The sequence below is a fragment of the Pseudomonas sp. NPDC096950 genome (assembly GCF_044762525.1).
In the GTDB taxonomy this organism is placed as follows: Bacteria; Pseudomonadota; Gammaproteobacteria; order Pseudomonadales; family Pseudomonadaceae; genus Aquipseudomonas.
In genome coordinates, this window is the sequence record NZ_JBIWEL010000027.1 from 2,751 (window position 1) to 26,802 (window position 24,052).

The 24,052-nt window shown below is 59.0% G+C and carries 21 protein-coding genes; 11 read left to right on the forward strand and 10 right to left on the reverse strand.

What is annotated here, in order from left to right:
• From ACIQY3_RS28910 to ACIQY3_RS28930, 5 genes are all read left to right on the forward strand, one after another.
• Positions 1-1,222 (forward strand): homoserine dehydrogenase (locus tag ACIQY3_RS28910; RefSeq protein WP_403026665.1); only part of this gene is annotated, 1,222 nt, incomplete at its 5' end.
• Between the two features lie 66 nt (positions 1,223-1,288).
• Complete coding sequence (thrC, locus tag ACIQY3_RS28915) at positions 1,289-2,698, forward strand: threonine synthase (RefSeq protein WP_403026668.1); 1,410 nt, start codon at positions 1,289-1,291, stop codon at positions 2,696-2,698.
• 120 nt (positions 2,699-2,818) lie between these two features.
• Positions 2,819-4,192, forward strand: a complete 1,374-nt coding sequence (locus ACIQY3_RS28920) for a transporter substrate-binding domain-containing protein (protein ID WP_403026670.1) — start codon at positions 2,819-2,821, stop codon at positions 4,190-4,192.
• Between the two features lie 117 nt (positions 4,193-4,309).
• Positions 4,310-4,717 (forward strand): response regulator, encoded by a 408-nt coding sequence (locus tag ACIQY3_RS28925; protein ID WP_403026673.1) that lies wholly within the window; start codon positions 4,310-4,312, stop codon positions 4,715-4,717.
• 170 nt (positions 4,718-4,887) lie between these two features.
• Entirely contained in the window at positions 4,888-5,175 is a 288-nt protein-coding gene (locus ACIQY3_RS28930; RefSeq protein ID WP_403026676.1) for a DUF3509 domain-containing protein, read from the forward strand.
• Positions 5,176-5,345: 170 nt separating this feature from the next.
• Here the strand turns inward: ACIQY3_RS28930 and ACIQY3_RS28935 are convergent, their stop codons facing one another.
• Together ACIQY3_RS28935 and ACIQY3_RS28940 are read right to left on the reverse strand one after the other, a co-directional pair.
• On the reverse strand, positions 5,346-6,266 hold the full coding sequence (locus tag ACIQY3_RS28935; RefSeq protein WP_403026679.1) for a TIGR02285 family protein: 921 nt from the start codon (positions 6,264-6,266) through the stop codon (positions 5,346-5,348).
• Complete coding sequence (locus ACIQY3_RS28940; RefSeq protein WP_403026680.1) at positions 6,247-7,446, reverse strand: CaiB/BaiF CoA transferase family protein; 1,200 nt, start codon at positions 7,444-7,446, stop codon at positions 6,247-6,249. The genes ACIQY3_RS28935 and ACIQY3_RS28940 overlap by 20 nt, the downstream gene beginning before the upstream one ends.
• Positions 7,447-7,593: 147 nt before the next feature.
• Between ACIQY3_RS28940 and ACIQY3_RS28945 the strand changes: the two genes are divergently transcribed.
• From ACIQY3_RS28945 to ACIQY3_RS28955, 3 genes are all read left to right on the forward strand, one after another.
• Positions 7,594-8,136: a YaeQ family protein gene (locus ACIQY3_RS28945; protein WP_010462971.1), complete on the forward strand. Its 543-nt coding sequence runs from the start codon at positions 7,594-7,596 to the stop codon at positions 8,134-8,136.
• A 66-nt stretch (positions 8,137-8,202) separates the two neighbouring features.
• Entirely contained in the window at positions 8,203-9,912 is a 1,710-nt protein-coding gene (gene recJ, locus ACIQY3_RS28950; RefSeq protein WP_403026684.1) for a single-stranded-DNA-specific exonuclease RecJ, read from the forward strand.
• Positions 9,913-10,192: 280 nt separating this feature from the next.
• Positions 10,193-11,299 (forward strand): NADH:flavin oxidoreductase/NADH oxidase, encoded by a 1,107-nt coding sequence (locus ACIQY3_RS28955; RefSeq protein WP_403026686.1) that lies wholly within the window; start codon positions 10,193-10,195, stop codon positions 11,297-11,299.
• Between the two features lie 179 nt (positions 11,300-11,478).
• Here the strand turns inward: ACIQY3_RS28955 and ACIQY3_RS28960 are convergent, their stop codons facing one another.
• Positions 11,479-13,104 carry a glucan biosynthesis protein D gene (locus ACIQY3_RS28960; protein ID WP_403026688.1) on the reverse strand — a complete coding sequence of 542 codons (1,626 nt, stop codon included), beginning with the start codon at positions 13,102-13,104 and terminating at the stop codon, positions 11,479-11,481.
• 416 nt (positions 13,105-13,520) lie between these two features.
• Here ACIQY3_RS28960 and ACIQY3_RS28965 point away from each other — a divergent pair, with 416 nt between their 5' ends.
• Positions 13,521-13,706 (forward strand): hypothetical protein, encoded by a 186-nt coding sequence (locus ACIQY3_RS28965; protein ID WP_213939850.1) that lies wholly within the window; start codon positions 13,521-13,523, stop codon positions 13,704-13,706.
• Between the two features lie 184 nt (positions 13,707-13,890).
• Here the strand turns inward: ACIQY3_RS28965 and ACIQY3_RS28970 are convergent, their stop codons facing one another.
• Positions 13,891-14,403 (reverse strand): Bro-N domain-containing protein, encoded by a 513-nt coding sequence (locus ACIQY3_RS28970; RefSeq protein WP_403026692.1) that lies wholly within the window; start codon positions 14,401-14,403, stop codon positions 13,891-13,893.
• Between the two features lie 299 nt (positions 14,404-14,702).
• Here ACIQY3_RS28970 and ACIQY3_RS28975 point away from each other — a divergent pair, with 299 nt between their 5' ends.
• Both ACIQY3_RS28975 and ACIQY3_RS28980 read left to right on the forward strand, forming a co-directional pair.
• Positions 14,703-15,956, forward strand: coding sequence for an ATP/GTP-binding protein (locus ACIQY3_RS28975; protein ID WP_403026694.1), 1,254 nt, complete (start codon positions 14,703-14,705; stop codon positions 15,954-15,956).
• A 2-nt stretch (positions 15,957-15,958) separates the two neighbouring features.
• Complete coding sequence (locus ACIQY3_RS28980) at positions 15,959-16,585, forward strand: RloB family protein (RefSeq protein WP_403026697.1); 627 nt, start codon at positions 15,959-15,961, stop codon at positions 16,583-16,585.
• A 38-nt stretch (positions 16,586-16,623) separates the two neighbouring features.
• On the opposite strand, the gene ACIQY3_RS28985 is transcribed toward ACIQY3_RS28980, so the two are convergent.
• The 6 genes from ACIQY3_RS28985 to ydcS form a co-directional block, all read right to left on the reverse strand.
• Positions 16,624-18,108 (reverse strand): APC family permease, encoded by a 1,485-nt coding sequence (locus tag ACIQY3_RS28985; protein ID WP_403026700.1) that lies wholly within the window; start codon positions 18,106-18,108, stop codon positions 16,624-16,626.
• Positions 18,109-18,337: 229 nt separating this feature from the next.
• Positions 18,338-19,762 carry a gamma-aminobutyraldehyde dehydrogenase gene (locus ACIQY3_RS28990; RefSeq protein WP_403026702.1) on the reverse strand — a complete coding sequence of 475 codons (1,425 nt, stop codon included), beginning with the start codon at positions 19,760-19,762 and terminating at the stop codon, positions 18,338-18,340.
• A 165-nt stretch (positions 19,763-19,927) separates the two neighbouring features.
• The gene (locus tag ACIQY3_RS28995) at positions 19,928-20,737 is read right to left on the reverse strand and encodes an ABC transporter permease (protein ID WP_054047303.1); all 810 of its coding nucleotides are present in this window, start codon (positions 20,735-20,737) and stop codon (positions 19,928-19,930) included.
• Positions 20,727-21,674 (reverse strand): ABC transporter permease, encoded by a 948-nt coding sequence (locus ACIQY3_RS29000; protein WP_403026706.1) that lies wholly within the window; start codon positions 21,672-21,674, stop codon positions 20,727-20,729. Before ACIQY3_RS29000 ends, ACIQY3_RS28995 begins: the two co-directional genes overlap by 11 nt.
• A 1-nt stretch (position 21,675) precedes the next feature.
• Positions 21,676-22,713, reverse strand: a complete 1,038-nt coding sequence (locus ACIQY3_RS29005; protein WP_403026708.1) for an ABC transporter ATP-binding protein — start codon at positions 22,711-22,713, stop codon at positions 21,676-21,678.
• 106 nt (positions 22,714-22,819) lie between these two features.
• Positions 22,820-23,971 carry a putative ABC transporter substrate-binding protein YdcS gene (gene ydcS / locus ACIQY3_RS29010; RefSeq protein WP_403026711.1) on the reverse strand — a complete coding sequence of 384 codons (1,152 nt, stop codon included), beginning with the start codon at positions 23,969-23,971 and terminating at the stop codon, positions 22,820-22,822.
• Between the last annotated feature and the right edge of the window lie 81 nt (positions 23,972-24,052).

Below are 24,052 nucleotides of genomic sequence, written 5' to 3' on the forward strand. Positions count from 1 at the left end.
AATTGCTCGTCGTGCCGGTCGTGGTATCGAAGTTTCACAAATTGCCACGCGTACGCCAAAGCCTCAGTTCCAGACGACCGGTATTGCGATTACCAACGAGGTGTTCGAAGTGGCCACGAACCCTGAGATCGACAACGTGATAGCGCTGATGGGCGGCTATACCGTTGCCCGCGAGCTGGTACTCAAGGCCATCGAGAATGGCAAGCATGTGGTCACCGCGAACAAGGCACTGATCGCCGTTCACGGTAATGAGATTTTCGCCAAGGCTCGCGAGAAGGGCGTGATCGTTGCGTTCGAAGCGGCCGTGGCCGGTGGCATTCCGGTGATCAAGGCGATCCGTGAAGGCTTGTCCGCCAACCGTATCAACTGGGTCGCCGGCATCATCAACGGCACCGGTAACTTCATCCTCACCGAAATGCGCGAGAAGGGTCGCACCTTCGAAGACGTACTCGCCGAGGCGCAAGCCCTGGGTTACGCCGAAGCCGATCCGACCTTCGACGTTGAAGGCATCGACGCGGCCCACAAGCTGACGATCCTGGCGTCCATCGCGTTCGGCATCCCGCTGCAATTCGACAAGGCCTACACCGAAGGCATCACCAAGCTGACCACCGCTGACGTGAACTACGCCGAAGCCCTGGGCTATCGCATCAAGCACCTCGGCGTGGCACGCAGCACCGCCGCCGGTATCGAGTTGCGCGTGCACCCGACGCTGATCCCGGCCGATCGCCTGATCGCCAACGTCAACGGCGTGATGAACGCGGTGATGGTCAACGGCGACGCTGCCGGTTCGACCCTGTTCTACGGCGCTGGCGCCGGCATGGAGCCGACCGCTTCGTCGGTGATCGCCGACCTGGTGGACGTGGTTCGCGCCATGACCTCCGACCCGGAAAACCGTGTACCGCACCTGGCCTTCCAGCCGGATTCGCTGTCGGCCCACCCGATCCTGCCGATCGAAGCCTGCGAAAGCGCGTACTACCTGCGGATCCAGGCCAAGGACCATCCCGGCGTGCTGGCCCAGGTGGCGAGCATCCTGTCGGAGCGCGGCATCAACATCGAATCGATCATGCAGAAGGAAGTCGAAGAACACGACGGCCTGGTGCCGATGATCCTGCTGACCCACCGTGTGCTGGAACAGCACATGAACGACGCGATCACCGCCCTGGAAGCCTTGGCGGGCGTTGTCGGTCCGGTTGTGCGGATCCGTGTCGAGCACCTGAACTAAGCCGTTATCGTTCACCGGGCTCGCTTGCGGGCCCGGGATTGCGAACACTGTCTATTGGAGCCAGTCATGCGTTATATCAGTACCCGCGGCCAGGCACCGGCCCTGAATTTCGAAGACGTCCTGCTGGCCGGTCTGGCCACGGACGGCGGCCTGTATGTGCCGGAATGCCTGCCACGTTTCACCCAGGAAGAAATCGCTTCCTGGGCTGGCCTGCCGTATCACGAGCTGGCCTTCCGGGTGATGCGCCCATTTGTGGCCGGCAGCATTCCCGATGCCGATTTCAAAAAGATTCTTGAAGAAACCTACGGCGTGTTCGCACACAACGCCGTGGCCCCGTTGCGTCAGTTGAACGGCAATGAATGGGTGCTGGAGCTGTTCCACGGCCCGACCCTGGCGTTCAAGGACTTCGCCCTGCAACTGCTCGGTCGCCTGCTCGACTACACGCTGGAAAAACGCGGCGAGCGCGTGGTGATTGTCGGCGCTACCTCCGGTGACACCGGTTCGGCCGCCATCGAAGGGTGCAAGCACTGCGAAAACGTCGACATCTTCATCCTGCACCCGCACAACCGCGTGTCTGAAGTGCAGCGTCGCCAGATGACCACCATTTTCGGCGAGAACATCCACAACATCGCCATCGAAGGCAACTTCGATGACTGCCAGGAAATGGTCAAGAACAGCTTCGCCGACCAGAGCTTCCTCAAAGGCACGCGTCTTGTGGCGGTGAACTCGATCAACTGGGCGCGGATCATGGCCCAGATCGTTTACTACTTCCACGCAGCCCTGCAACTGGGTGGCCCGGCGCGTTCGGTGTCGTTCTCGGTGCCGACCGGCAACTTCGGCGACATCTTCGCCGGTTACCTGGCACGCAATATGGGCTTGCCGATCAACCAGTTGATCGTCGCCACCAACCGCAACGACATCCTGCACCGCTTCATGAGCGGCAATCAGTACGTCAAGGAAACCCTGCACGCCACGTTGTCGCCGTCGATGGACATCATGGTGTCGTCGAACTTCGAACGCCTGCTGTTCGACCTGCACGGTCGCAACGGCGCAGCGATCGCCGGCTTGATGGACAACTTCAAGCAGGGCGGCGGTTTCAGCGTTGAGCAAGAGCGCTGGACCGAAGCCCGCAAACTGTTCGATTCCCTGGCCGTGGATGACGCACAAACCTGCGAAACCATCGCTGAGGTCTTCGAGCAGACCGGCGAAGTGCTGGACCCGCACACCGCCATCGGCGTCAAGGCTGCGCGCGAATGCCGTCGCAGCCTGGATATCCCGATGGTGATCCTGGGCACGGCCCATCCGGTCAAATTCCCGGACGCGGTGGAAAAAGCCGGTGTAGGAAAAGCTCTCGAACTACCTGCACATCTTTCTGATTTGTTTGAGAGAGAAGAGCGCTGCACCGTGTTGCCGAATGACCTGAAAGCCGTGCAGGCCTTTGTCAGTCAGCATGGCAACCGCGGCAAGCCGCTTTAAGCCCGCAAAACTGTCACATTTTGAAGCCCGTCTCCTGACGGGCTTTCTTGTTTCTGCGTGCCACACTTGTCGCGTTTTCGCCCCTGAAGGACGGGCGAGTTGATCACGAAGGAAGTGGCAATGCTGTTTTTAAGAGGGTTGAGACCAGCCATGTGCTGGGTATTTTTGTTGGGCGTAATGAGCCTTGGGCACTGTGCGCGGGCGGCACAACTGATGGATTATGAAGCCACGGCACCGAAAACCGTCGACGCCATTGAGCTGGACGCCGAAGAGCTGCAATGGATTCGCGCCCACCCGCAAGTCATCGTGGCATCGAAGCAATACCCGCTGTACCAGTTCAAGGACGAGCACGGTCATTGGAGTGGCTTGAACATCGATGTGCTCGACCGCATCAGCGTGATGACGGGGCTGCATTTCGTTCATGAAGAGACATTTTCCACCGAGCATTTACTCCGGCGCCTGGAAAGCGGTGCAGTCGACATGACCGCAACCCTAGCGCTGAATGAGGAGCGCAAGCTGTTCCTGGATTTCAGCCATGCCTTCGGCGGTTCCGCCTGGGTGCTGGTCGGGCGTGCCGGGGCTCCGCTACTTCAGTCCCTGGATCAATTGTCGGAAAAGAAACTGGTGTTACCGGCCAGACACGCCATGGAGACAGCCATTCGGCGGGACTATCCGGCCATCGAGCTGCGCTCGGTCAAGACGTATGCCGAAGCCCGGGCGCTGGTCGAAAGTGGCGAGGCCGATGCCACGATCGAGAATGAAACCGGGGCGCAGCTCTATCCGACCGGGCAGTTGAAGATAGGCCACACGGTGGAAGGCTCGTGGGAAGCCGACCATCTGGCAGTACGCAAAGGGCAGCCGGAGTTGTTGAGCATCCTTAACAAGGCGCTTGAAGCCTTTCCACCGGCGGAGTTGCGGGCCATTCGCCTGAAATGGCTGGATGGCATCGCCCCCAGGCCGATGCTGTCGTTCTGGCAGCGGGTAACGCAATGGGGCTGCTGGGGCATGTTTGTCGTCAGCCTGTTCGGCCTGCTGTCCTTGCTCTGGAACCGTCGGCTCGCGGCCCTGATCAAGCAACGCCTGGACGTCGAGAAAGACCTCAGCGATCAACTCGCCTTTCAACATGCGCTGATTGATGCCATGCCCGATCCCATGTTTGTGCGTGATCTGGAGGGGCGTTTGATCATGTGCAACAAAAGTTACGAGGAGGCGCTGTCGACCCGTCTGGACCAGGTTCAGGGACGGCAACTGATCGAAGTCGATGTGTTACCCAGGGAGACTGCCGAGCAGTTGCATGCCGAGTTCATCGTCCAGCTCGACACCCGCAAGCCTCGCTTCACCAAACGCCAGTTGGAATTCAACAATGGGGTGCGGGACATCTACCAGTGGACGGTGCCGTTTTACGGCGCTGACGGTCAGGTGCGCGGGTTGCTCGGTGGATGGACGGATATCGGCCGTCGGAGGAGCGAAGGGGTGTGTCAGTGTTCCCAGTGAGTTTCGGAATTTTCCTATGGGATGTGGCTACTTTTCCGATGGGATGCTGAAGGATGCTCCCCTAGAGTGATCGACAACTGCGGTGAGAGTCCGCGCGTGTCGTTCCAGAGGTCGCTTATGCGCACGCTCAAAATCCTGATCCTTGAACACAATCCTTTCCAGATGATGGCGTTGCACCAGATGCTCAACGCCATTGGTGTCTATGACGTGCTCACGGCGCCGTCGATGTCGGCGGCGCTGCGTTCCCTGGGGCGCAGGGGCACGGTCGATATCGCGTTCTGCGATCCGCAGCTCAAGGGCGGCGACGGGCTGGCACTGGTGCGGCATCTGGCAGAGCAGCGCGAGGCCCGTGCGCTGATTCTGCTCGGCAACGTGGCGTCGAGCATCATGCCGGACGTGAAGGCCATGCTGGCTGACAGCGACGTCAAACTCCTCGGGCACCTGCACACGCCCGTTTCCGCGGTGTTGATGCGCCGGCTGCTGGATGTCTATCTGCTGGAGTCGATGCTTCAAGCCAGGGCCTGAGGCGGGCTGTTTTTTCCTTGTCATCTTTGCGGTGCATGCTCAATTTCCCCGGAGACGCAGGTACCGCTGCCATGCGGTATTCAGAACTTTCTTCTCGGGCCAGGGGTCATTAACTGTAGACACGCCCTCCCAGGCACTTTGTTTTCGGACTATTGAGTGGTGATCGCGAGATGGAAAGTATCAGCCTATTGCTCGGTGAGGCTCTGAGCCCGTATCAAGTGACGTTGACCCCGTCGGGTGCCCATGGCGAATGCCTGGTGACCTTGAAGAATGCGGCCGGCGCGATTGTGGTGGAACGTGAGTTCAATCAGGCGCAGTTGACCGATAAGCGGCAACTGACGGATGTCGTCGACGGATTGCACCGAGATGTGCTGATTGCTGAAGGTCGCCTTGAGCCCTGTGTGATCGCGGCGTTGCGCAATGCGGCCCGGGACAAGATCCTGGCCAATCGAAATTGAATTGCCTTTTTGTGGGAACCTTCCTGCGTGAAGGTCGTCAGACCTTGTAACAGCAGGATCAAGCATTGTGCTCCGGTGCTTGTAGCTTGCTGCCACTGGTCTTTATGTAGGCCACGTTTAACCCCGAGTCGTCTCCCCACTTCTCGGGGTTTCTTTTTGCCTGAAATTTGTCACTGCCCATCCTGATGCTGGAAAAAGGTCTTGGCTTCTTCCAGATAGTCGCTGCGCCGTTCCGGGTCTAGCCAGTCGGCATAGGCGTGGGCCAGTCGTTCGTGGGGCAGGGTGCGCAGCAGCTGATTGATCTCGCTGATGGCCTGCCGACCCTGGGGCGTATTCGAGCAGCCGATATACGTGGAAATGTACTTGCCCGTGCCCTTGACCGGATAAAACACCAGCTCGTTGTCGGCAATATGTTCCTGTTGGGCCAGGTAGCGGATCTCCGGCCAGTAACCCAACACCCCCAGCAAACGCCCCAGGCGCTGCATCTGCAACAGACTGCCGAGGGCGTCATTTCCATAGTGGAATGTCAGGGTATTGGCCGGCGCTTGTTTCAGCTGAGCATCGAGGAACTGACCATAGCTGCGCTCGGCCACGGCACCGAGTTTCTGGGTGCCATTGGCCAGCAGGGCCGCCAGGTCAACTTCACCGTCCACCAGAAACGGCGCCAGCTCCGCTTGATCTTCCTGGCGCACCGCAAGGCCATTGCTCACGGCCCGGAACACCGGAATGGAAAACGCAATCCACTGTTCCCGCTCCTTGCTCCAGATCAGCGAGGGATCACAGGTGAAGGATTCTTCGCGCAGCATCTGCATGCCACGGGCGCGATTGACCCGCATCCGTGTGTGATCGTATTGCGGCATGCCGGCGATCAACAGCGGCATCAGCTGATCGACGACCCCCAGGCCTTTTTGCGGACCTTCGAAGATCGTCAGTGGCGGCAAATCCCGCAGCAGCCAGATCAGCGTCTCTTTTGGGTGTGCCCAGGCGGGTGAGCTCAATCCGAGCAACAACAGCACCAGCGCATACCGGCCGCTGGCGCGATGGATGAAGACTGAAAGCAGGCGCTTCAGCTTAGATGGCTCCGTCTTCACGCAGCTTTGCGATCTGTCCCTTGTCGTAGCCAAGATCGTGGAGTACCTGCGCATTGTGCTCACCCAGCTGCGGTCCGACCCATTCGGAAGTGCCGGGTGTCTCAGAGAGTTTCGGCACGATCCCCGGCATCTTGAAGTCCTTGCCGTCCGGCAGCTTGGCGTGCAGGAACATTTCCCGAGCCAGGTACTGCGGATCGCTGAACATATCTTCGGCGCTGAAGATCCGGCTGGCCGGGACGTCGGCCTGGTTCAACAACTCGATCACGCGATCGAGCGGCAGCGAATTGACCCAGCGATCGATCACCCCATAAATCTCGTCGCGACGGCTGTCACGGCCATCATTGCTGGCCAGCACCGGATCGTTGGCCAAATCTTCCCGGCCAATAATCAACATGAACCGTTTGAAAATTGCATCACCATTGGCGCCGATCTGCACATGCTTGCCGTCAGCACTGGTGTGGATGGAGGAGGGCGTGATGCCGGGCATGATGTTGCCGGTGCGCTCGCGGATGAAACCGAACACATCGAACTCCGGGACCATGCTTTCCATCATGGCGAAAATCGCCTCATACAGCGCCACGTCTACCATTTGCCCCAGACCACCGTTGACCTCGCGATGACGCAAAGCCATCAACGCGCCGATCACGCCCCACAGCGCGGCAATCGAGTCACCGATGGAAATCCCGGTGCGCACCGGCGGTCGGTCTTCGAACCCGGTGATGTAACGCAGGCCACCCATGGACTCACCAACCGCGCCGAACCCCGGCTGATCTTTCATTGGCCCGGTCTGGCCAAAACCCGACAGCCGCACCATCACCAGTTTCGGATTGAGGGCGTGTAAAACGTCCCACCCCAGGCCGAGCTTTTCCAACACACCGGGGCGAAAGTTCTCGATCAGGATGTCCGCTTCGCTGAGTAGTTTTTTCAGGATCGCCAGGCCGTCCGGGTGCTTGAGGTTCAAAGTCAGGGACTTCTTGTTGCGCGCCTGGACGAACCACCACAGCGAAGTGCCTTCATACAATTTGCGCCATTTACGCAATGGATCACCGCCATCCGGAGATTCGATCTTGATCACTTCGGCGCCGAACTCGCCGCAAATACGCGAGGCAAACGGCCCGGCGATCAACGTACCCAATTCGATGACTTTCAGACCTGAGAGCGGTTTTCCGGTGAATGGCATGCGCGATCCTTGTAGGACAAAGTCTTGTGAATAGTGCGTTTTAACATAGCCGCGTGTCAGTCGCCCAAAGTTGATGGTCGTCAATGCTCTGATTGCCTACTGCATCGGTTAGACTTGCCGCCTTTCCTCGTATCAAGAAGCCCGTTCATGGCCCAGCCGTCCACGACCTACAAGTTTGAACTGAACCTTACCGACCTCGACCGCAGTGTCTACGAGAGCGTGAAGCAGACCATCGCCCGTCACCCTTCGGAAACCGAAGAGCGCATGACCGTGCGGCTGCTGGCCTACGCCTTCTGGTACAACGAGCAGCTGTCGTTTGGTCGCGGTCTGTCAGACGTGGATGAACCGGCCCTGTGGGAAAAGAGCCTGGATGACCGTGTCCTGCACTGGATCGAAGTCGGGCAGCCGGACGCCGATCGCCTGACCTGGTGCTCCCGTCGCACCGAGCGCACCAGCCTGCTGGCCTACGGCAGCCTGCGCGTCTGGGAAACCAAAGTGATCCCGGCGATCAAGAACCTGAAAAACGTGCACATCGCTGCTGTGCCCCAGGACATCCTGGAAACCCTGGCCAAAGACATGCCTCGGGTGATCAAGTGGGACGTGATGATCAGCGAAGGGACGATTTTCGTCACTGACGACCGTGGTCAGCATGAAGTCCAGTTGCAGTGGCTGAGCGGCGAACGCGGCTGATCATTCGCCGGTACTACGCGTCATCCGGTTTTATCCTACGTATTCAAGAGAAGCCACTGTCACCCCATGCGCATCGAACCTCGCCTGTTGCCCGACACCCTGCCATTCCTCGGTGACCTGCCGCCGCTGCTGACCCGCCTGTACGCGGCGCGGGGCGTGCAGAGCGAGGCGGAACTGGATAAGAGCCTGAAGCGCCTGATTCCATACGAGCAGCTCAAGGGCATCGACGCGGCGGTAGACCTGCTGGTGACGGCACTGGAACAGCGTCAGCGGATTCTGATCGTCGGCGACTTCGATGCCGATGGTGCGACGGCCAGCACCGTCGGCGTGCTTGGCTTGCGCCTGCTGGGCGCGGCCCATGTCGATTATCTGGTGCCGAACCGTTTCGAGTACGGCTACGGCCTGACCCCGGAAATCGTCGAAGTCGCACTGACCCGCACCCCGCAACTGCTGATCACCGTGGACAACGGCATTTCCAGCGTCGAAGGCGTGGCGGCGGCGAGAAAGGCCGGGCTCAAAGTGCTGGTCACCGATCACCACTTGCCCGGTGATGAACTGCCGCTGGCCGACGCCATCGTCAACCCGAACCAGCCCGGTTGCGACTTTCCGAGCAAGGCGCTGGCCGGTGTCGGCGTGATCTTCTATGTGCTGATGGCGTTGCGCGCACGCTTGCGCAACCTTGGTTGGTACGAGAACACGCCGCAGCCGAACATCGGTGAATTGCTGGACTTGGTGGCATTGGGCAGTGTCGCTGACGTGGTGCCGCTGGATGCCAACAACCGGATTCTGGTGCACCAAGGTTTGGAGCGGATTCGCGCCGGTCGGGCCCGGCCGGGGATCAAGGCGATTCTCGAAGTCGCCAAGCGTGAGCCGGCGCGCATTACGTCTACCGATCTGGGGTTCATTGTCGGCCCACGCTTGAATGCGGCGGGACGCCTGGATGACATGAGCCTGGGCATCGAATGCCTGCTCACCGAAGATGCCGGACTCGCCCGGGAAATGGCGGCCCAGCTCGACGGCATGAACCAGGACCGCAAATCCATCGAGCAAGGCATGCAGCGTGAGGCGCTGGCCCAACTCAAGGATCTGCCGGTGGAATCGATGCCGTTCGGGTTGTGTTTGTTCGATCCCGAGTGGCACCAGGGTGTCATCGGTATCCTCGCCTCGCGGATGAAAGAGCGCTATTTCCGTCCGACCATTGCCTTTGCCGATGCCGGCGATGGCTTGTTGAAAGGCTCGGGCCGTTCGGTCCAGGGCTTTCACATTCGTGATGCGTTAAGCGTGGTGGCGGCGCAGCATCCGAACCTGATCAGCAAGTACGGCGGCCACGCCATGGCGGCCGGTCTGACCTTGCCGGAAGCGAATTTTCCGCTGTTCGCCGAAGCCTTTGACGCTGAAGTGCGTAGGCAATTGCGCGAAGGAGACCTGACCGGGCGCCTGTTGTCGGACGGCACCCTGGCGGTCGAGGAGTTTCACCTGGAACTGGCCCGCGCCTTGCGCCATGCCGGTCCTTGGGGGCAGCACTTCCCGGAGCCTTTGTTTCACGGGGTGTTCCAGTTGGTCGAGCAGCGGGTGGTGGGCGAGCGACACCTTAAAGTGGTGCTGAAAAGCGAATGTGGTTCGGTGAAGCTGGACGGTATCGCTTTTGGGATTGATCGCGATATCTGGCCGAATCCGACCATCAAATGGGTGGAATTGGCCTACAAACTCGACCTTAACGAGTTTCGCGGGAATGAGACGGTGCAATTGATGATTGCTCACATCGAACCGCGTTAAGCCCATTCGCGAGCAAGCCCGCTCCCACATGGGATCTGTGTCATGCACAAAACCAATGTGGGAGCGGGCTTGCCCGCGAAAGCGATCGCCCTGACGCCAAATATCCCCGGAACCCTCCCTCATCCCCCGTTGTCGACTAGGCTCTAAGCACTGCTTGATTGGCCTTGTGACGTCTTGTCGAATTTTTTGCCCGCGGGGGCGGGTGCTGCACCTTTTACTGTCACTCGTCGACTTTTCAAACAGAACCCTGGAGCCTGCCCACTGATTCGAGAGGTGCCCCATGAGTCTGCTGCTTGAACCCTATACCCTTCGCCAATTGACCCTGCTCAACCGCATTGCCGTATCGCCAATGTGCCAATACTCCGCCGTCGATGGCCTGGCCAATGACTGGCACCTGGTCCACCTCGGCAGCCGTGCCGTCGGCGGGGCCGGTCTGATTTTTACCGAAGCCACGGCGGTCACCGCCGATGGCCGCATCACCGCCGAAGACCTCGGCCTGTGGAATGACGAACAGATCGAACCGCTGCAACGCATCACCCGATTTATCGCGGCCCAAGGTGCCGTCGCCGGTATTCAACTGGCCCACGCCGGGCGCAAGGCCAGCACTCATCGGCCGTGGATCGGCAAACATGGCAGCCTCAAACCCGACGACGGCGGCTGGACCCCGGTCGGGCCTTCGCCAATTGCCTTCGATCCCCAACACACGCCGCCTAAACAGCTCGATGAAGGGCAAATCGCTGAAGTCATCCAGGCCTTCGTCGATGCAGCCAACCGTGCGCTGACTGCCGGTTTCAAAGTGGTCGAGATCCACGCCGCTCACGGTTATCTGCTGCATCAGTTCCTTTCGCCATTGAGCAATCAGCGGCGCGATCAATATGGTGGCTCGTTCGAGAATCGTATTCGGCTGGTGCTGCAAGTCACCGAAGCGGTGCGCGCGGTCTGGCCTGAAGAGTTGCCGCTGTTTGTGCGGGTATCGGCCACCGACTGGGTGGAAGACGGCTGGAACCCGGATGAAACCGTGGAGCTGGCACGACGCCTCAAAGACCTGGGCGTGGATTTGATCGACGTCTCGTCGGGCGGCACGGCGGCCAATGCGGAAATTCCTACAGGACCGGGTTATCAAACCCGCTTCGCTGAGCGCGTGCGTAAGGAGTCAGGCATCGCCACGGGCACCGTGGGCATGATTACCGAGCCGGCGCAGGCTGAGCACATCCTGCGGACCTGCCAGGCGGATATCATCTTCCTGGCTCGTGAGTTGTTGCGCGATCCGTACTGGCCGCTGCATGCCGATGATGATCTGGGCGGACGCAAAGCGGTGTGGCCGGCGCAGTATCAACGGGCGACACATCGGGACCAGCCGATTCATGAGTCGGATTTGCGGGACTGATTAGCGCTGTAAAAACAAAAAGCCCCGATCGGACTGATCGGGGCTTTTGCGTTTCTGGCGCTGGATTTTTGTTGTCGGTCAGGCCGTCTTCGCGAGCAAGTCCGCTCCCACAGGGGAATGCATTCCAAATGTGGGAGCGGGCTTGCTCGCGAAAAGGCCCGCCCAGACAACCATTAACCTCAGGTGTACTTACGCTTCTCCGGCGCCGGCGGGAAATACTGGTACAACCAGGTTTCACTCAATGTCCGGTCATTTGTACGAATAAACAACCGCAGCTCCACCGGCGCGACGCTGTCATTGGTCGGGAACCAGTCAAACGTAATCCGGTAACCCTTGATGTCGTCCAGCACCAGCACGTTGAAATCCTTCACCTCGCCATTCGAGCAGGTGACCACCGGCTCGATCGCCGCACCCGGTGGCAACCGGTCCAGACCGCCACCGGTGAAGTCCACCGCAAAGCGACGGGCCCAGACTTCCGGGTAATGCTCGCCCGGCGCCCAGCCTTCGATAAACCCACCCATGCCCGAACGGGTCGCGTTGACCCGCGCCAGCGGCGTGCTGACCGGCGGCAATGCGCTCCAGTACAGCTTGTAGCCATAGTTCAGCGAATCACCGGCCGCCACGGGTTTCTTCGGCGTCCAGAACGCAACGATGTTATCCAGGGTCTCGCCGGTTGTAGGAATTTCCAGCAGATCAATAGAGCCTTCGCCCCACGCGGTTGTCGGTTCTACCCACAGGCTCGGGCGCTTGCTGTACCAGTCGACGGTGTCTTGATAGCTGGCGAACTCGTGATCGGTCTGCACCAGGCCGAAACCTTTCGGGTCGGTGTCGGCGAAGGCGTTGAATTGCAGGGTCGCCGGGTTGTTCAGCGGGCGGCAGATCCACTCACCGTTGCCGCGCCACATGGCCAGGCGATCGGAGTCGTGGATTTGCGGGTGAATGGTGTCGCACATGCGCCGTTCGTGGGTGCCGCAGCTGAACATGCTGGTCATCGGCGAGATGCCCAGTTGCTCGATGGCGGTGCGCGCATTGATGTGCGCGTCGATGGCCATGACCACCTGACTGGCCTGGCAATCGATGTCGAAACGGTAGGCGCCGGTGGCGCTCGGCGAATCGAGCAGGGCATAGACCACGAAGCGGGTACTGTCCTTGTCCGGCGTCTCGAACCAGAACTTGGTGAAGTCCGGGAATTCCTCACGCTTCTTGGCGTAAGTATCGATCGCCAAGCCGCGAGCCGACAGGCCATATTGGCCAGACGCATCCACCGCACGGAAATAGCTGGCGCCGAGGAAGGACAACACGTCGTGCTTGTCCAGCTCCGGAGCCTTGAACAACTTGAACCCGGAAAAGCCCAGGTCAGCGCCAAGCTGCTTGGTGTCGACCGTGGTTTTTTCATAGTTGAACAGCGAAGGGCGGAAGTGCACTTCCCGCGCCTGACGCGTCTTGGGATCGACGCTGAACATGCGCACAGGTTGCTTGAAGCCCATGCCGACGTGGAAAAACTGCACATCCAGTTGACCGTTCAAGTCGTTCCACAGCGAGTGCTTGCCGTCGTACTGAATCGCATTGAAGTTCTGCGGCGTCATGGTCGCCAGCGTCGGCGGCAGCACCTGCTTGGTGTCCTGATAACGATTGCCGGCGAGCTGCTTGGCCTGGATCTTCAGCGCCTCGAAGTCGAACGCCTGCGCGTCGCCATCCGCCGCGCCATTCCCGGCCCAGGCCCGAGCGGCCAGCAGGCCGGTGGCCGATAAACCGGTGTAGGCAGCGATAGCCATGGACGCTTTGAGCAAATTCCTGCGGTGCATAAGTACAACCTGTCGTGAACAATCCCGCGCCGTTCCTGGCACTGCTGGATCAAAAATGGAGGTTCGGACATGCCTTCGGCCAAACGCAACGGACTTTAAACAGATGCCAAATAGCTTAAACCGTTCGGTCCCGGAGAAAAAATGATTGATAGCACAACAATGTTGCGGCAATGAAACAAGACATGTCCGGTAACGTTTCCCACAGTACTTTCTGTTTTATAAGGCATTTGTGCCTTTTTCGACTAATTACTCTAAAAACCACTTTTCAGCGCCGATTTAATTCCTATCCTATGGGCATGACCGGTTTCGGCCCTTCAGGCCGGTGGGTTCAGCGCGCACCAAGCGACTGCTGAAAAAAGTAGTAGGGCGATGCGGTTTTCTGAAGTTTTCTTTGACGTATTAAAAGGACATCGTCCATGTCGAAAGTACAAGGCATCACCGAACTGTTAGGGATATTTCCATGCCTGTCGACCGGAAGGCGCAGGCGTCGACTCAATTCGGAGGAGATGAAATTGGTGGAGCGGTATCGGGAGCTGTCCGAGAGTGATCGGATTGCGATGAGGTATCTGGTGGATGCGATGAGGAGTGTTTCGCGGTTTTGAATGGAGGTGGATACCAAGGGGGCGGACTTCAAAGTCTGCCCCTTTTCAATTTTGTCAGACACACCTGAATCCCTGTGGGAGCGGGCTTGCTCGCGAAGAGGGTGTGTCAGTCGACATTGATAGTGATTGACCCGCCGCATTCGCGAGCAAGCCCGCTCCCACAGGTTTTGCATTTACCTGGCCCTCAACTGCAAGTACCCATGATCTTGAACGGTCGCTGTACCTGCATCAGGTCAGGCATATCCCGCCATTTGATCCAGGCCTGGTGCTGCCAGTGCAACAGCGGCACCGAGATGCCGGCCCATTGCAGCGAACTCAGGCTTGGAATGTTATCCACAGATGCCGCGTTCGACTCACGCAGCATCGGGATGACTTCATTGCTCAGCCATTGGCGCAGGTTTCGGTTTTCCGGGATGAAATGGTGAATCAGAAGAGCGTACATGCCTGATTCGCTGACCATCAGGGATTCGACGGTGTTGCCGCTTTTCAGCAGCCAGACGTTTCGACGCTGATCGGGGTCGAGTTTCAGGGTGAGGCGTTCGTCCATTGGGCGGCCCATCAGGCGACCGAGATCGTGGACGCAGAACCAGGCTTGGTTGTCTTGCATGAGGGTGTGGAGGAAGCGGTTGTGGCGGGTGAAGACGGTTGGGGTGAAATGCGGAAGGATTTCCGGCTGATGTAATTTGTGATCAAACATTGTTCGACTCCAAGTTGAAATGGGAGCCGCCACTCAAAGGAGCGCGGTTGCGCCGTCTTGATTATGTTCCGGCTTCGACCCCGGGTCGCTGTTTTGCAGCGACGAGGTGAGCCTATCGTTTAGGTGGATGAGGTGCCAAGTCTGCTCTGGCGCCCCATGCTGTAGGAATTGGTGTATTAGACGGAAGGCTCGGTCTGTAGGAATTTCCTGTTTTTGCATGACCTGCAGCGCAACTGCACCAAACACCTGTTTTCTCCTTTATTTTTTGTTCCTTCAGAAATGAACTGCGGGTTCGCTGCATGCTGATCGAATTTTCTGTTTCCAACTATCGCTCCGTCCGAGACAAGCAAACCCTGTCCATGGCTGCGACGCCGCGCTTGAGCAAAAAGCGCAATCTGTTCGCGCCACCGGTAAATGGAGAAAAACTGCCAGACTTATTGAAGGTGGCTGCAATCTACGGACCGAACGCGTCGGGCAAATCTTCGCTTATCCGGGCGATAGGTATCATGGGGCAACTGCTCGCAGCGCCGCCGTCCTCAAATGATGAACCGCTACCCGTTTCGTCCTTTCGCTTTGATCCAAAACTTCAAAATGAACCGAGCTTCTTTGAATACAACTTCATTCAGCGCGGGCTCCGCTATCGATTTGTTCTGCGCATGACTGCGCAGCGAATTATCGAGGAACAACTGGTTTCATATCCCAAAGGCAAGGAAACGCTGCTGTATCAGCGACGTTTTGCGGAGGAGAGTGAACAGTATGTTTTTGGGGCAAGCCTTGAGGGGGGCAAAGATGTTCACAACGCATGGCGGCGTCTGACGAACCCCAAAACTCTGTTCCTCTCGCAAGCGGTTGCGAACAGCAGCGAAGAGCTGACGCAGTTAAGGGACCCATTTAGCTGGTTCCAGACTGGCCTACTCGTTATTGAGCAGAACAACATGATGGGGCTGTCCGCGGCGTCCATCCGATTTCTTAGGATGGCATCAGACTGCACACAAGATTTACGAAACTTTCTAAGAGCCGTGGATATTCCAGTGTCTGCCATTCAACTCAATACCGAAGACGCAGAGTCTGTTCAAGGCACCAAAAAACTCACTCTGAAAGAGTTCTTCGCGGCTGCGCAAAAAGACAAAGTAACCCTGACCCATACCAGTCTTCTAGGCAAAGCCGAGTTCGATTTTTCCGAGGAGTCTGGCGGTACGAAAAACCTGATTGGCTTTTGGTTACCCTGGTTCATGATCAATCATGCCGATGGGAGCGGAATACTTGCTGTGGATGAATTGGACAGCAGCCTTCATCCCTCAATAGTCGATGACTTGATTGCAAAGCACTTGGACAGTGGGCTGGATACTCAACTGATCTTTACCACCCACGACACTCATCTAATGAACGCCAAAGCGCTTCGCCGCGATCAGTTCTGGATTACTGAGCGAGATGCCAATGGCGCAACCAGTCTTTTTTCTGTTCATGATTTTGAAGGACGGGAAGGTGAAGACGTCGAGAAACGCTACTTTGAAGGCCGTTATCGTGGGTTGCCGTTGATAAGGCGGGGTTGATCATGGCTCGTTCGATACGGCTATTTGATCGAAAGCCTCCACGGTTTAAGCCTCAACCCAAAGTGCTGATCCTCTGTGAAGACAGCAAGTCAGGAAAACGATATCTGGAGGAGGCTGCATTTCACTTCCGCGCCAATGCTCAAGTGGAAATTTCCCACTGCGGTGTCACACACCCAAGTGGCATTGTCGAAACAGCCATCGCCCACCAGAAAGGCTTCGACAAAGTGTTTTGTGCATTTGATCGCGATACACATCTTTGTTTCGAGAGGGCAATAAATCTCGCGAAGCCGCATCCGAAAATCACAGTAATCGCTTCGTACCCCTGCTTCGAGTTCTGGCTACTTCTGCACTTCGGCTTCAATCGAAAGCCATTTCGAGCGGTCGGGAAGTATTCTCCAGGCGACTTGGTTACCAAGAGCCTCAGAGAGAAACCCAGCATGGAAAAATACGAGAAGGGCGAAGACACCAACTATTTCGCCCAACTTTTGGGTGAGCCATTTCAAAGGGCGAGGGATTTGGCACCAAGGATTATCGAGGACGTTGCCATCAGCGGCGAACCCAACCCCAGCACCGAAATCCATCTTCTGATGGACGAATTCGAAACCCTCTCCAAACCACAACCTATCTAACAACCCAGCCCGCATCACTACGGGCTGGGCAACATCATTTACCGACTAACCTTCCAAGCATCCCCCGCAGGCGCAGTCCCGTGGTCGTACGGCTTGGCCAGCCACATGTATATCAGCCCCAACCCAATCACAATCGCCGTGCTCAGCACCATCGCATAGTTGATGTACCAAGCCGCATCCGGCGTACGCGGCCAGGCCATGTTGATGATGGCGCCGACGCCATAAACCAGCGCGCCGATGTTCACCGGCAAACCCCATGCACCCAGGGTGAATTTGCCACTCGGTTTCCAGCCTTTCATCCGCGCATACAGCGCCGCGAGGACGATCATCTGGAACGCCAGGTAAATCCCGATGGCCGCGAAGCTGACGATGGTCGTCACCGCATCTTGCAGGAAGAATCCAAGCGCGATGATCAGTGCAGGCAGGACGCCCGACACAAACAGCGCCGCAACCGGCACTTGAGTTGTAGGGGAAATCTTCTTCAGCAGTGTGCTGCCGATGACCATTTCGTCCCGGGCGTAGGAGTACAGCAGGCGACTCGCCGCCGCTTGTAGGCTGATGACGCAGGAGATGAAGGAAATCATCACCACGCCCATCACCACTTTCGAACCCACCGGGCCGAAGGCGTTGTTGAGGATGGTGGTGACCGGGTCTTTGTCGGTGCCGTTGATCACGGCTTGCATGTCCGGCACGGCGAGGATCAGTGCCAGGCAGGCGAACATCGCCGAGATGCCGCCGATGTAGATGGTCATGCGCATGGCAATCGGGATTTGCTTGCTCGGGTTCGGGGTTTCTTCGGCGACGTCGCCGCAGGCTTCGAAGCCGTAATACAGGAACATCCCCGCCAGCGAGGCGGTAAGGAAGGCTGGCAGGTAGGAGCCGTCGATGCTGATATCGAAGGTGTTGAACAACACGCTGATCGGTTGATGACGTTCAAACACCAGCAGATACACACCCACGACGACCGCGCCGATCAGTTCGCAGAGGAAGCCGAACATGGCGATCCGCGCCAGCACTTTGGTGCCGCTGAGGTTGACCAGGGTGGCGAACAACGTCAGGAACAGCGCGATGACGATGTTGGTGTTGTTGCTCGGTTCAAAACCCATCATTGCGGCGAGGTACGGACCGGCACCGACCGCAACAGCGGCGATGGTCACGCACAGGGCGATGGAGTAGATCCAGCCAACCATCCACGCCCATTTTTTGCCCACCAGACGGCGCGCCCACGGGTAGACGCCGCCGGAGATGGGGAATTGCGAGACCACTTCGCCGAAGATCAGGCACACCAGCAACTGGCCGCAACCGACCAGCAAGTAGGCCCAGAACATCGGTGGCCCGCCAGCGGCGAGGCACAGGCCGAACAGGGTATAAACCCCTACGACCGGCGAGAGGTAAGTGAAGCCCAGGGCGAAGTTTTCCCACAGGCTCATGCTGCGATTGAAGTTTGAGGTGTAGCCCAGCTTGCGCAGTTGTTCGGCGTCGCTGTCGGCAACGGCGGGGGAGAGTTCGGGTGATGTACTCATGGTCTGTCAGCTCCGGAAAATCGGCAGATTTCGGATGTCCGAAACCGTGGCGGGGCTGTCAGGCGCCGCCCGGGTCGGTGGTTATTGTTTTTTGAATTGCTTGGGGTCGAGCCTGGGTGGTGCGTATTGCCGAGATCATCCTTGAGGTCGTGGTGACACTTTCGCGAGCAAGCCCGCTCCCACAGGGGGACACGATCAAAATGTGGGAGCGAGCCTGCTCGCGAAGCTTTTAATGTTTGAACATCACATGCCGAACGACGGTGTAGTCCTCCAGCCCGTACATGGACATGTCCTTCCCGTAGCCGGACAATTTCTGACCGCCGTGAGGCATTTCGCTGACCAGCATGAAGTGCGTGTTCACCCAGGTGCAGCCGTACTGCAAACGTGCGGCCAGGCGATGGGCGCGACCAACGTCCGAGGTCCAGACCGACGATGCCAGGCCGTAGTCCGAATCGTTGGCCCAGCCCAGTACCTGCGCTTCATCGTTGAACTTGGTCACTGACACCACCGGCCCAAACACCTCGCGACGCACGATTTCATCGTCCTGCTGCGCGTCGGCCAACACCGTCGGTTCAAAGAAGAAACCATTGCCTTCCACCGCTTTGCCGCCCGTGACCAAACGGATGTGCGACTGCGCCACGGCACGCTCGACAAACCCGGCCACGCGGTCGCGATGTTGCGCGGTGATCAGCGGCCCCAACTCGGTCGCCGGGTCATCCTGCAGGCCGTACTTGATCGTGCTGACCGCTGCGCCGAGCTTCTCGACGAATTTTTCGTAGATGCCTGCTTGCGCATAGATGCGGCAAGCGGCGGTGCAATCCTGCCCGGCGTTGTAGAAACCGAAGGTACGAATACCTTCCACGGCGGCATCAATATCAGCGTCATCGAAGATGATCACCGGAGCCTTGCCGCCCAGTTCCATGTGCATGCGTTTGACGCTATCGGCTGTGCTGGAAATGATGTTGGCGCCGGTGGCGATGGAACCGGTCAGCGACACCATGCGCACTTTCGGGTGCGTAACCAGCGGACTGCCAACCGTAGGACCGCGACCGAACACCAGGTTGAGTACGCCCGCCGGGAAGATGTCCGACGCCAGTTCCACCAGACGCAAGGCGGTCAACGGGGTTTGTTCCGACGGCTTGAGCACCACGGTATTACCGGCGGCGAGGGCCGGGGCGATTTTCCAGGCGACCATCATCAGCGGGTAGTTCCACGGCGCGATGGAAGCGATCACGCCCACCGGGTCGCGGCGGATCATCGAGGTGTGGCCGGCCAGGTATTCACCGCCCGCCGAACCGCTCATGCAACGGCTGGCGCCGGCGAAGAAACGGAATACATCGGCAATCGCCGGGATCTCGTCATTCAGCGCGGCACTGTAGGGTTTGCCGCAGTTGTCCGATTCCAGTTTGGCCAGCTCTTCGCCATGGGCTTCGATGGCGTCGGCGAGCTTGAGCAGCAGCAGCGAGCGTTCTTTCGGCGGGGTTTGCGACCAGGCTTCGAAGGCGTTGTCGGCGGCGCGCACAGCGGCATCGACCTGGGCTTCGCTGGCTTCGTTGATTTCCACCAGTACTCGGCCGAGTGCCGGGTTGAACACTGGTTGGGCGGGGCCTTCGCCGTCGATCAGTTGGCCGTTGATCAAGAGTTTGGTTTGCATGGTTTGTGTCCTCATTGCAGCTTTTATTGTTCTGTCGGAACCGGATCAACGTGGGAGCGGGCTTGCTCGCGAAGGGGCCATTACATTCAACATTGATGTTGGCTGAACCACCGCTTTCGCGAGCAAGCCCGCTCCCACAGGTAATAGTGGTTGTCAGTGATTGATCTATTTCCCGCCGCTCCCCGCCACACTCTCGCCACCCCGTGTCAGGTAATACGCGCCAAGGATCGGCAGCATGGTCACCATCATCACCAGCATCGCGACAACGTTGGTCACCGGCACGTCCCGTGGGCGGCTGAGCTGGTTGAGCAGCCACAGCGGCAGGGTGCGTTCGTGGCCGGCGGTGAAAGTAGTGACGATGATTTCGTCGAACGACAGCGCAAACGCGAGCATGCCGCCGGCCAGCAACGCCGAGCCTAGGTTTGGCAGGACGATGTAGCGGAAGGTCTGCCAGCCGTCGGCGCCAAGATCCATCGAGGCTTCGATCAAGCTGTGGGAGGTGCGGCGCAAGCGGGCGATGACGTTGTTGTAGACGATCACCACGCAGAAGGTCGCGTGGCCGACGATGATGGTGAACATCCCCGGCTCGATCCCCAAGGTCTTGAAGGTCGCCAGCAGCGCGATCCCGGTGATGATCCCCGGCAGCGCAATCGGCAGAATCAGCATCAGCGAGATGCCTTGCTTGCCGAAGAACTCCCGGCGGTACAACGCTGCCGACGCGAGGGTGCCGAGGACCATCGCGATCAGCGTCGCGATGGCGGCAATTTCCGCCGACAGCTTGATCGCTTCCAGCACGTCGGGCCGCGAAAACGCCACGCTGAACCACTTCAGGGTGAAGCCCTTCGGCGGAAAGCTGAACGCCGCGTCTTCGGTGTTGAAGGCGTAGAGGAAGATGATCAGGATCGGGAAGTGCAGAAACACTAGCCCGCCCCAGGCTGCGATGCGCAAGCCAATAGATGCTTTCTCAGAGTGCATCGAAGGCCCCCAGTCGTTTGACAATGGTCAGGTAAACGGCGATCAGCACAATCGGCACCAATGTGAACGCAGCGGCCATCGGCATGTTGCCAATCGCACCTTGTTGGGCGTACACCATGCTGCCGACGAAGTACCCCGGTGGCCCCACCAGTTGCGGCACGATGAAGTCGCCCAGGGTCAGCGAGAAAGTGAAGATCGACCCGGCGGCGATGCCCGGGATCGACAGCGGCAAAATCACCTGCATAAAGGTCTGGCGCGGCTTCGCTCCAAGGTCCGCCGAGGCTTGCAGCAAGGACGGTGGCAGGCGTTCCAGCGAAGCCTGGATCGGCAGGATCATGAACGGCAGCCAGATGTAGACGAACACCATGAAACGCCCCAGGTGCGAGGTCGACAAGGTGCTGCCGCCGACGCCGGGAATCCCGAGCACAAACTGCAGAATCGGCTCCAGCCCCAGGTGCTGAACGAACCACTGCGCCACGCCGCCCTTGGCCAACAGCAAGGTCCAGGCATACGCCTTGACGATGTAACTGGCCCACATCGGCAGCATCACCGCGATGTAGAAAAACGCCTTGGTCTTGCCGGTGGTGTAGCGCGCCATGTAGTAGGCAATCGGGAACGCGACGATGGCGCTGGCAATCGACACCACAATCGCCATGCTCAGGGTGCGCAGGATGATGTCGAAATTCGACGGCTGGAACAGCGCGGCGAAGTTGGCCAGGGTCAGGTCGGGGGTGACCGCCATGGTGAAGTCGTCGAAGGTGTAGAAACCCTGCCACAACAGCACCAGCAGCGAGCCGAGATAAATCGCGCCGAACCACAACAGCGGTGGCACCAGCAACAGCGCCAGGTAAAAGTTCGGCCGGCGATACAGCAGGTTGGAAAACCGCCGCAACGGCGAACCGCTGGCCGGGGTTTGGGAGATGGCCAAGGTGTTCATCTCACACCCCGCCGGCAACAGTGTCGTGTAGCGGAATCATGGCTTCGCGAGCCCAGCGTGCGCTGATGCGTTGCCCGGTATGATGCTGGGCACTGGTGTCCAGCCACTGGACGTTGGCCTGGCTGATGTTCAGGGTCTGGCCGTTTTCCAGTTTCACTTCATAGCGGGTGGCGCTGCCCTGGTACTGGATGTCGTGGAGCAAGCCGCTGACTTCAATCTCATGGCTGGCCAGCGGACCTTCGGCAAAACGCACGTGTTCCGGACGTATCGAAAACGGCTGCGGATTGCCGCTCAACTGCTTGGCCAGATCACCGCGAATCACGTTGGAGGTGCCGACGAATTCCGCAACGAAGGTGGTCGCCGGTTTCATGTAGAGATTGCGCGGGGTGTCGACCTGTTCGATACGGCCCTTGTTGAACACCGCCACGCGGTCGGACATCGACAGTGCTTCGGTCTGGTCGTGGGTGACGAAAATGAAGGTGATGCCGAGTTGGCGTTGCAGCTTCTTCAACTCGCTTTGCATCTGTTCGCGCAGCTTCAAGTCCAACGCGCCGAGGGGTTCGTCGAGCAGCAACACGCGAGGGCGATTGACCAGGGCGCGGGCCAAAGCCACACGCTGGCGCTGACCGCCGGACAACTGCACCGGTTTGCGCTCGCCGTAGCCACCGAGGGCGACCATGTCGAGGGCTTCTTCGGCGCGTTTCTGGCGTTCGGCCTTGCCGACGCCTTTGACTTTCAGACCGTAGGCGACGTTGTCGCGAACGTTCATGTGCGGGAACAGCGCGTAATCCTGGAACACGGTGTTCACGTCACGCTGATACGGCGGCAGCCCGGCGGCTTCTTCGCCGTGAATACGGATCGAGCCTGTGCTCGGTTGTTCGAACCCGGCGATCAGGCGCAGGCACGTGGTTTTGCCCGAGCCCGAAGGCCCGAGCATGGAAAAGAACTCGCCGTCCTGGATATCGATGGAAACCCGGTCAACGGCCTTCACTTCGCCGAACTGCCGGGAAACGTTGGTGAACTGGACTGCAAGCGTCATGGTGCGGTGCTCCGAAAACTGAAAAACCTTAAAAGCTTCGCGAGCAAGCCCGCTCCCACATTGGAGTGCGATCAAAATGTGGGAGCGGGCTTGCTCGCGAAGGGGCTTAACGACCGCCCATAATCGCGATGTAGTCCTGGGTCCAGCGGCTGTACGGTACGAACTTGCCGCCTTCAGCCTGCGGGGTTTTCCAGAAGGCGATTTTCTCGAACTGGTCGAAACCGTTGGTCTTGCAACCCTCGGCACCGAGCAATTCACTGCCGGTGCACGCCGCCGGCACCGCTGGCAACGAGCCGAACCACGCCGCTACGTCACCCTGGACTTTCGGTTGCAACGACCAATCCATCCACTTGTAGGCGCAGTTCGGATGCTTGGCCTCGGTGTGCAACATGGTCGTATCGGCCCATCCGGTGGCGCCTTCTTTCGGGATGGTCGAAGCGATCGGCTGTTTCTCGTTGATCAGGCCGTTGACCTGATACGGCCAGGCGCTGGACGCGACCACGCCTTCGTTCTTGAAGTCACTCATCTGTACGGTGGTGTCGTGCCAGTAGCGGTGAATCAACGGCTGCTGGGCACGCAACAGATCGAGCACGGCTTTGTACTGCGCTTCTGTCAGTTGATACGGGTCTTTGATGCCCAGCTCAGGCTTGGTGGTTTTCAGGTACAGCGCCGCGTCGGCGATGTAGATCGGGCCGTCATACGCTTGCACGCGACCCTTGTTGGCCTTGCCGTCCGGCAGGTTTTGCGCGTCGAACACCACGCCCCAACTGGTCGGCGCGGTCTTGAACACATTGGTGTTGTACATCAGCACGTTCGGGCCCCACTGGTACGGGGTGCCGTAAGTCTGCTTGTTGACCACGTACCACGGCGCATCTTTCAGGCGCGGGTCGAGGCCTTTCCAGTTCGGGATCAACGCGGTGTTGATCGGCTGCACCCGCTTGCCGACGATCAAGCGCAACGAGGCATCGCCCGACGCGGTGACCAGGTCATACCCGCCCTTGGCCATCAGGCTGACCATCTCATCGGAGGTGGCGGCGGTTTTCACATTGACCTTGCAGCCGGTTTCCTTCTCGAAACCGGTGACCCAGTCGTAGGCCTTGTCGCTCTCGCCACGTTCGATGTAGCCGGGCCAGGCCACGATATCCAGCTGACCTTCGCCAGCACCGACGGCTTTCAGCGGTTCGGCGGCCTGGATACTGGCACTGGCGAGCAATGCAGTGGTGATTGCACTGAGCAGTGCGGTCTTGTGCACGAACATGGGGTTTCCCTCTTCTTTAATTATGGTCGGGGCAGTTGTGAACGTGGTGAAGCATGCCGTGAGCGGCTTGTTATTAGCGTA

Coding starts and splice junctions, on each gene's coding strand:
- thrC (WP_403026668.1), top strand. CDS start 1,289: ATGCGTTATATCAGTACCCGCGGCCAGGCACCGGCCCTGAATTTCGAA.
- ACIQY3_RS28920 (WP_403026670.1), top strand. CDS start 2,819: ATGCTGTTTTTAAGAGGGTTGAGACCAGCCATGTGCTGGGTATTTTTG.
- ACIQY3_RS28925 (WP_403026673.1), top strand. CDS start 4,310: ATGCGCACGCTCAAAATCCTGATCCTTGAACACAATCCTTTCCAGATG.
- ACIQY3_RS28930 (WP_403026676.1), top strand. CDS start 4,888: ATGGAAAGTATCAGCCTATTGCTCGGTGAGGCTCTGAGCCCGTATCAA.
- ACIQY3_RS28940 (WP_403026680.1), bottom strand. CDS start 7,446: ATGCCATTCACCGGAAAACCGCTCTCAGGTCTGAAAGTCATCGAATTG.
- ACIQY3_RS28945 (WP_010462971.1), top strand. CDS start 7,594: ATGGCCCAGCCGTCCACGACCTACAAGTTTGAACTGAACCTTACCGAC.
- recJ (WP_403026684.1), top strand. CDS start 8,203: ATGCGCATCGAACCTCGCCTGTTGCCCGACACCCTGCCATTCCTCGGT.
- ACIQY3_RS28955 (WP_403026686.1), top strand. CDS start 10,193: ATGAGTCTGCTGCTTGAACCCTATACCCTTCGCCAATTGACCCTGCTC.
- ACIQY3_RS28960 (WP_403026688.1), bottom strand. CDS start 13,104: ATGCACCGCAGGAATTTGCTCAAAGCGTCCATGGCTATCGCTGCCTAC.
- ACIQY3_RS28965 (WP_213939850.1), top strand. CDS start 13,521: ATGTCGAAAGTACAAGGCATCACCGAACTGTTAGGGATATTTCCATGC.
- ACIQY3_RS28970 (WP_403026692.1), bottom strand. CDS start 14,403: ATGTTTGATCACAAATTACATCAGCCGGAAATCCTTCCGCATTTCACC.
- ACIQY3_RS28975 (WP_403026694.1), top strand. CDS start 14,703: ATGCTGATCGAATTTTCTGTTTCCAACTATCGCTCCGTCCGAGACAAG.
- ACIQY3_RS28980 (WP_403026697.1), top strand. CDS start 15,959: ATGGCTCGTTCGATACGGCTATTTGATCGAAAGCCTCCACGGTTTAAG.
- ACIQY3_RS28985 (WP_403026700.1), bottom strand. CDS start 18,108: ATGAGTACATCACCCGAACTCTCCCCCGCCGTTGCCGACAGCGACGCC.
- ACIQY3_RS28990 (WP_403026702.1), bottom strand. CDS start 19,762: ATGCAAACCAAACTCTTGATCAACGGCCAACTGATCGACGGCGAAGGC.
- ACIQY3_RS28995 (WP_054047303.1), bottom strand. CDS start 20,737: ATGCACTCTGAGAAAGCATCTATTGGCTTGCGCATCGCAGCCTGGGGC.
- ACIQY3_RS29000 (WP_403026706.1), bottom strand. CDS start 21,674: ATGAACACCTTGGCCATCTCCCAAACCCCGGCCAGCGGTTCGCCGTTG.
- ACIQY3_RS29005 (WP_403026708.1), bottom strand. CDS start 22,713: ATGACGCTTGCAGTCCAGTTCACCAACGTTTCCCGGCAGTTCGGCGAA.
- ydcS (WP_403026711.1), bottom strand. CDS start 23,971: ATGTTCGTGCACAAGACCGCACTGCTCAGTGCAATCACCACTGCATTG.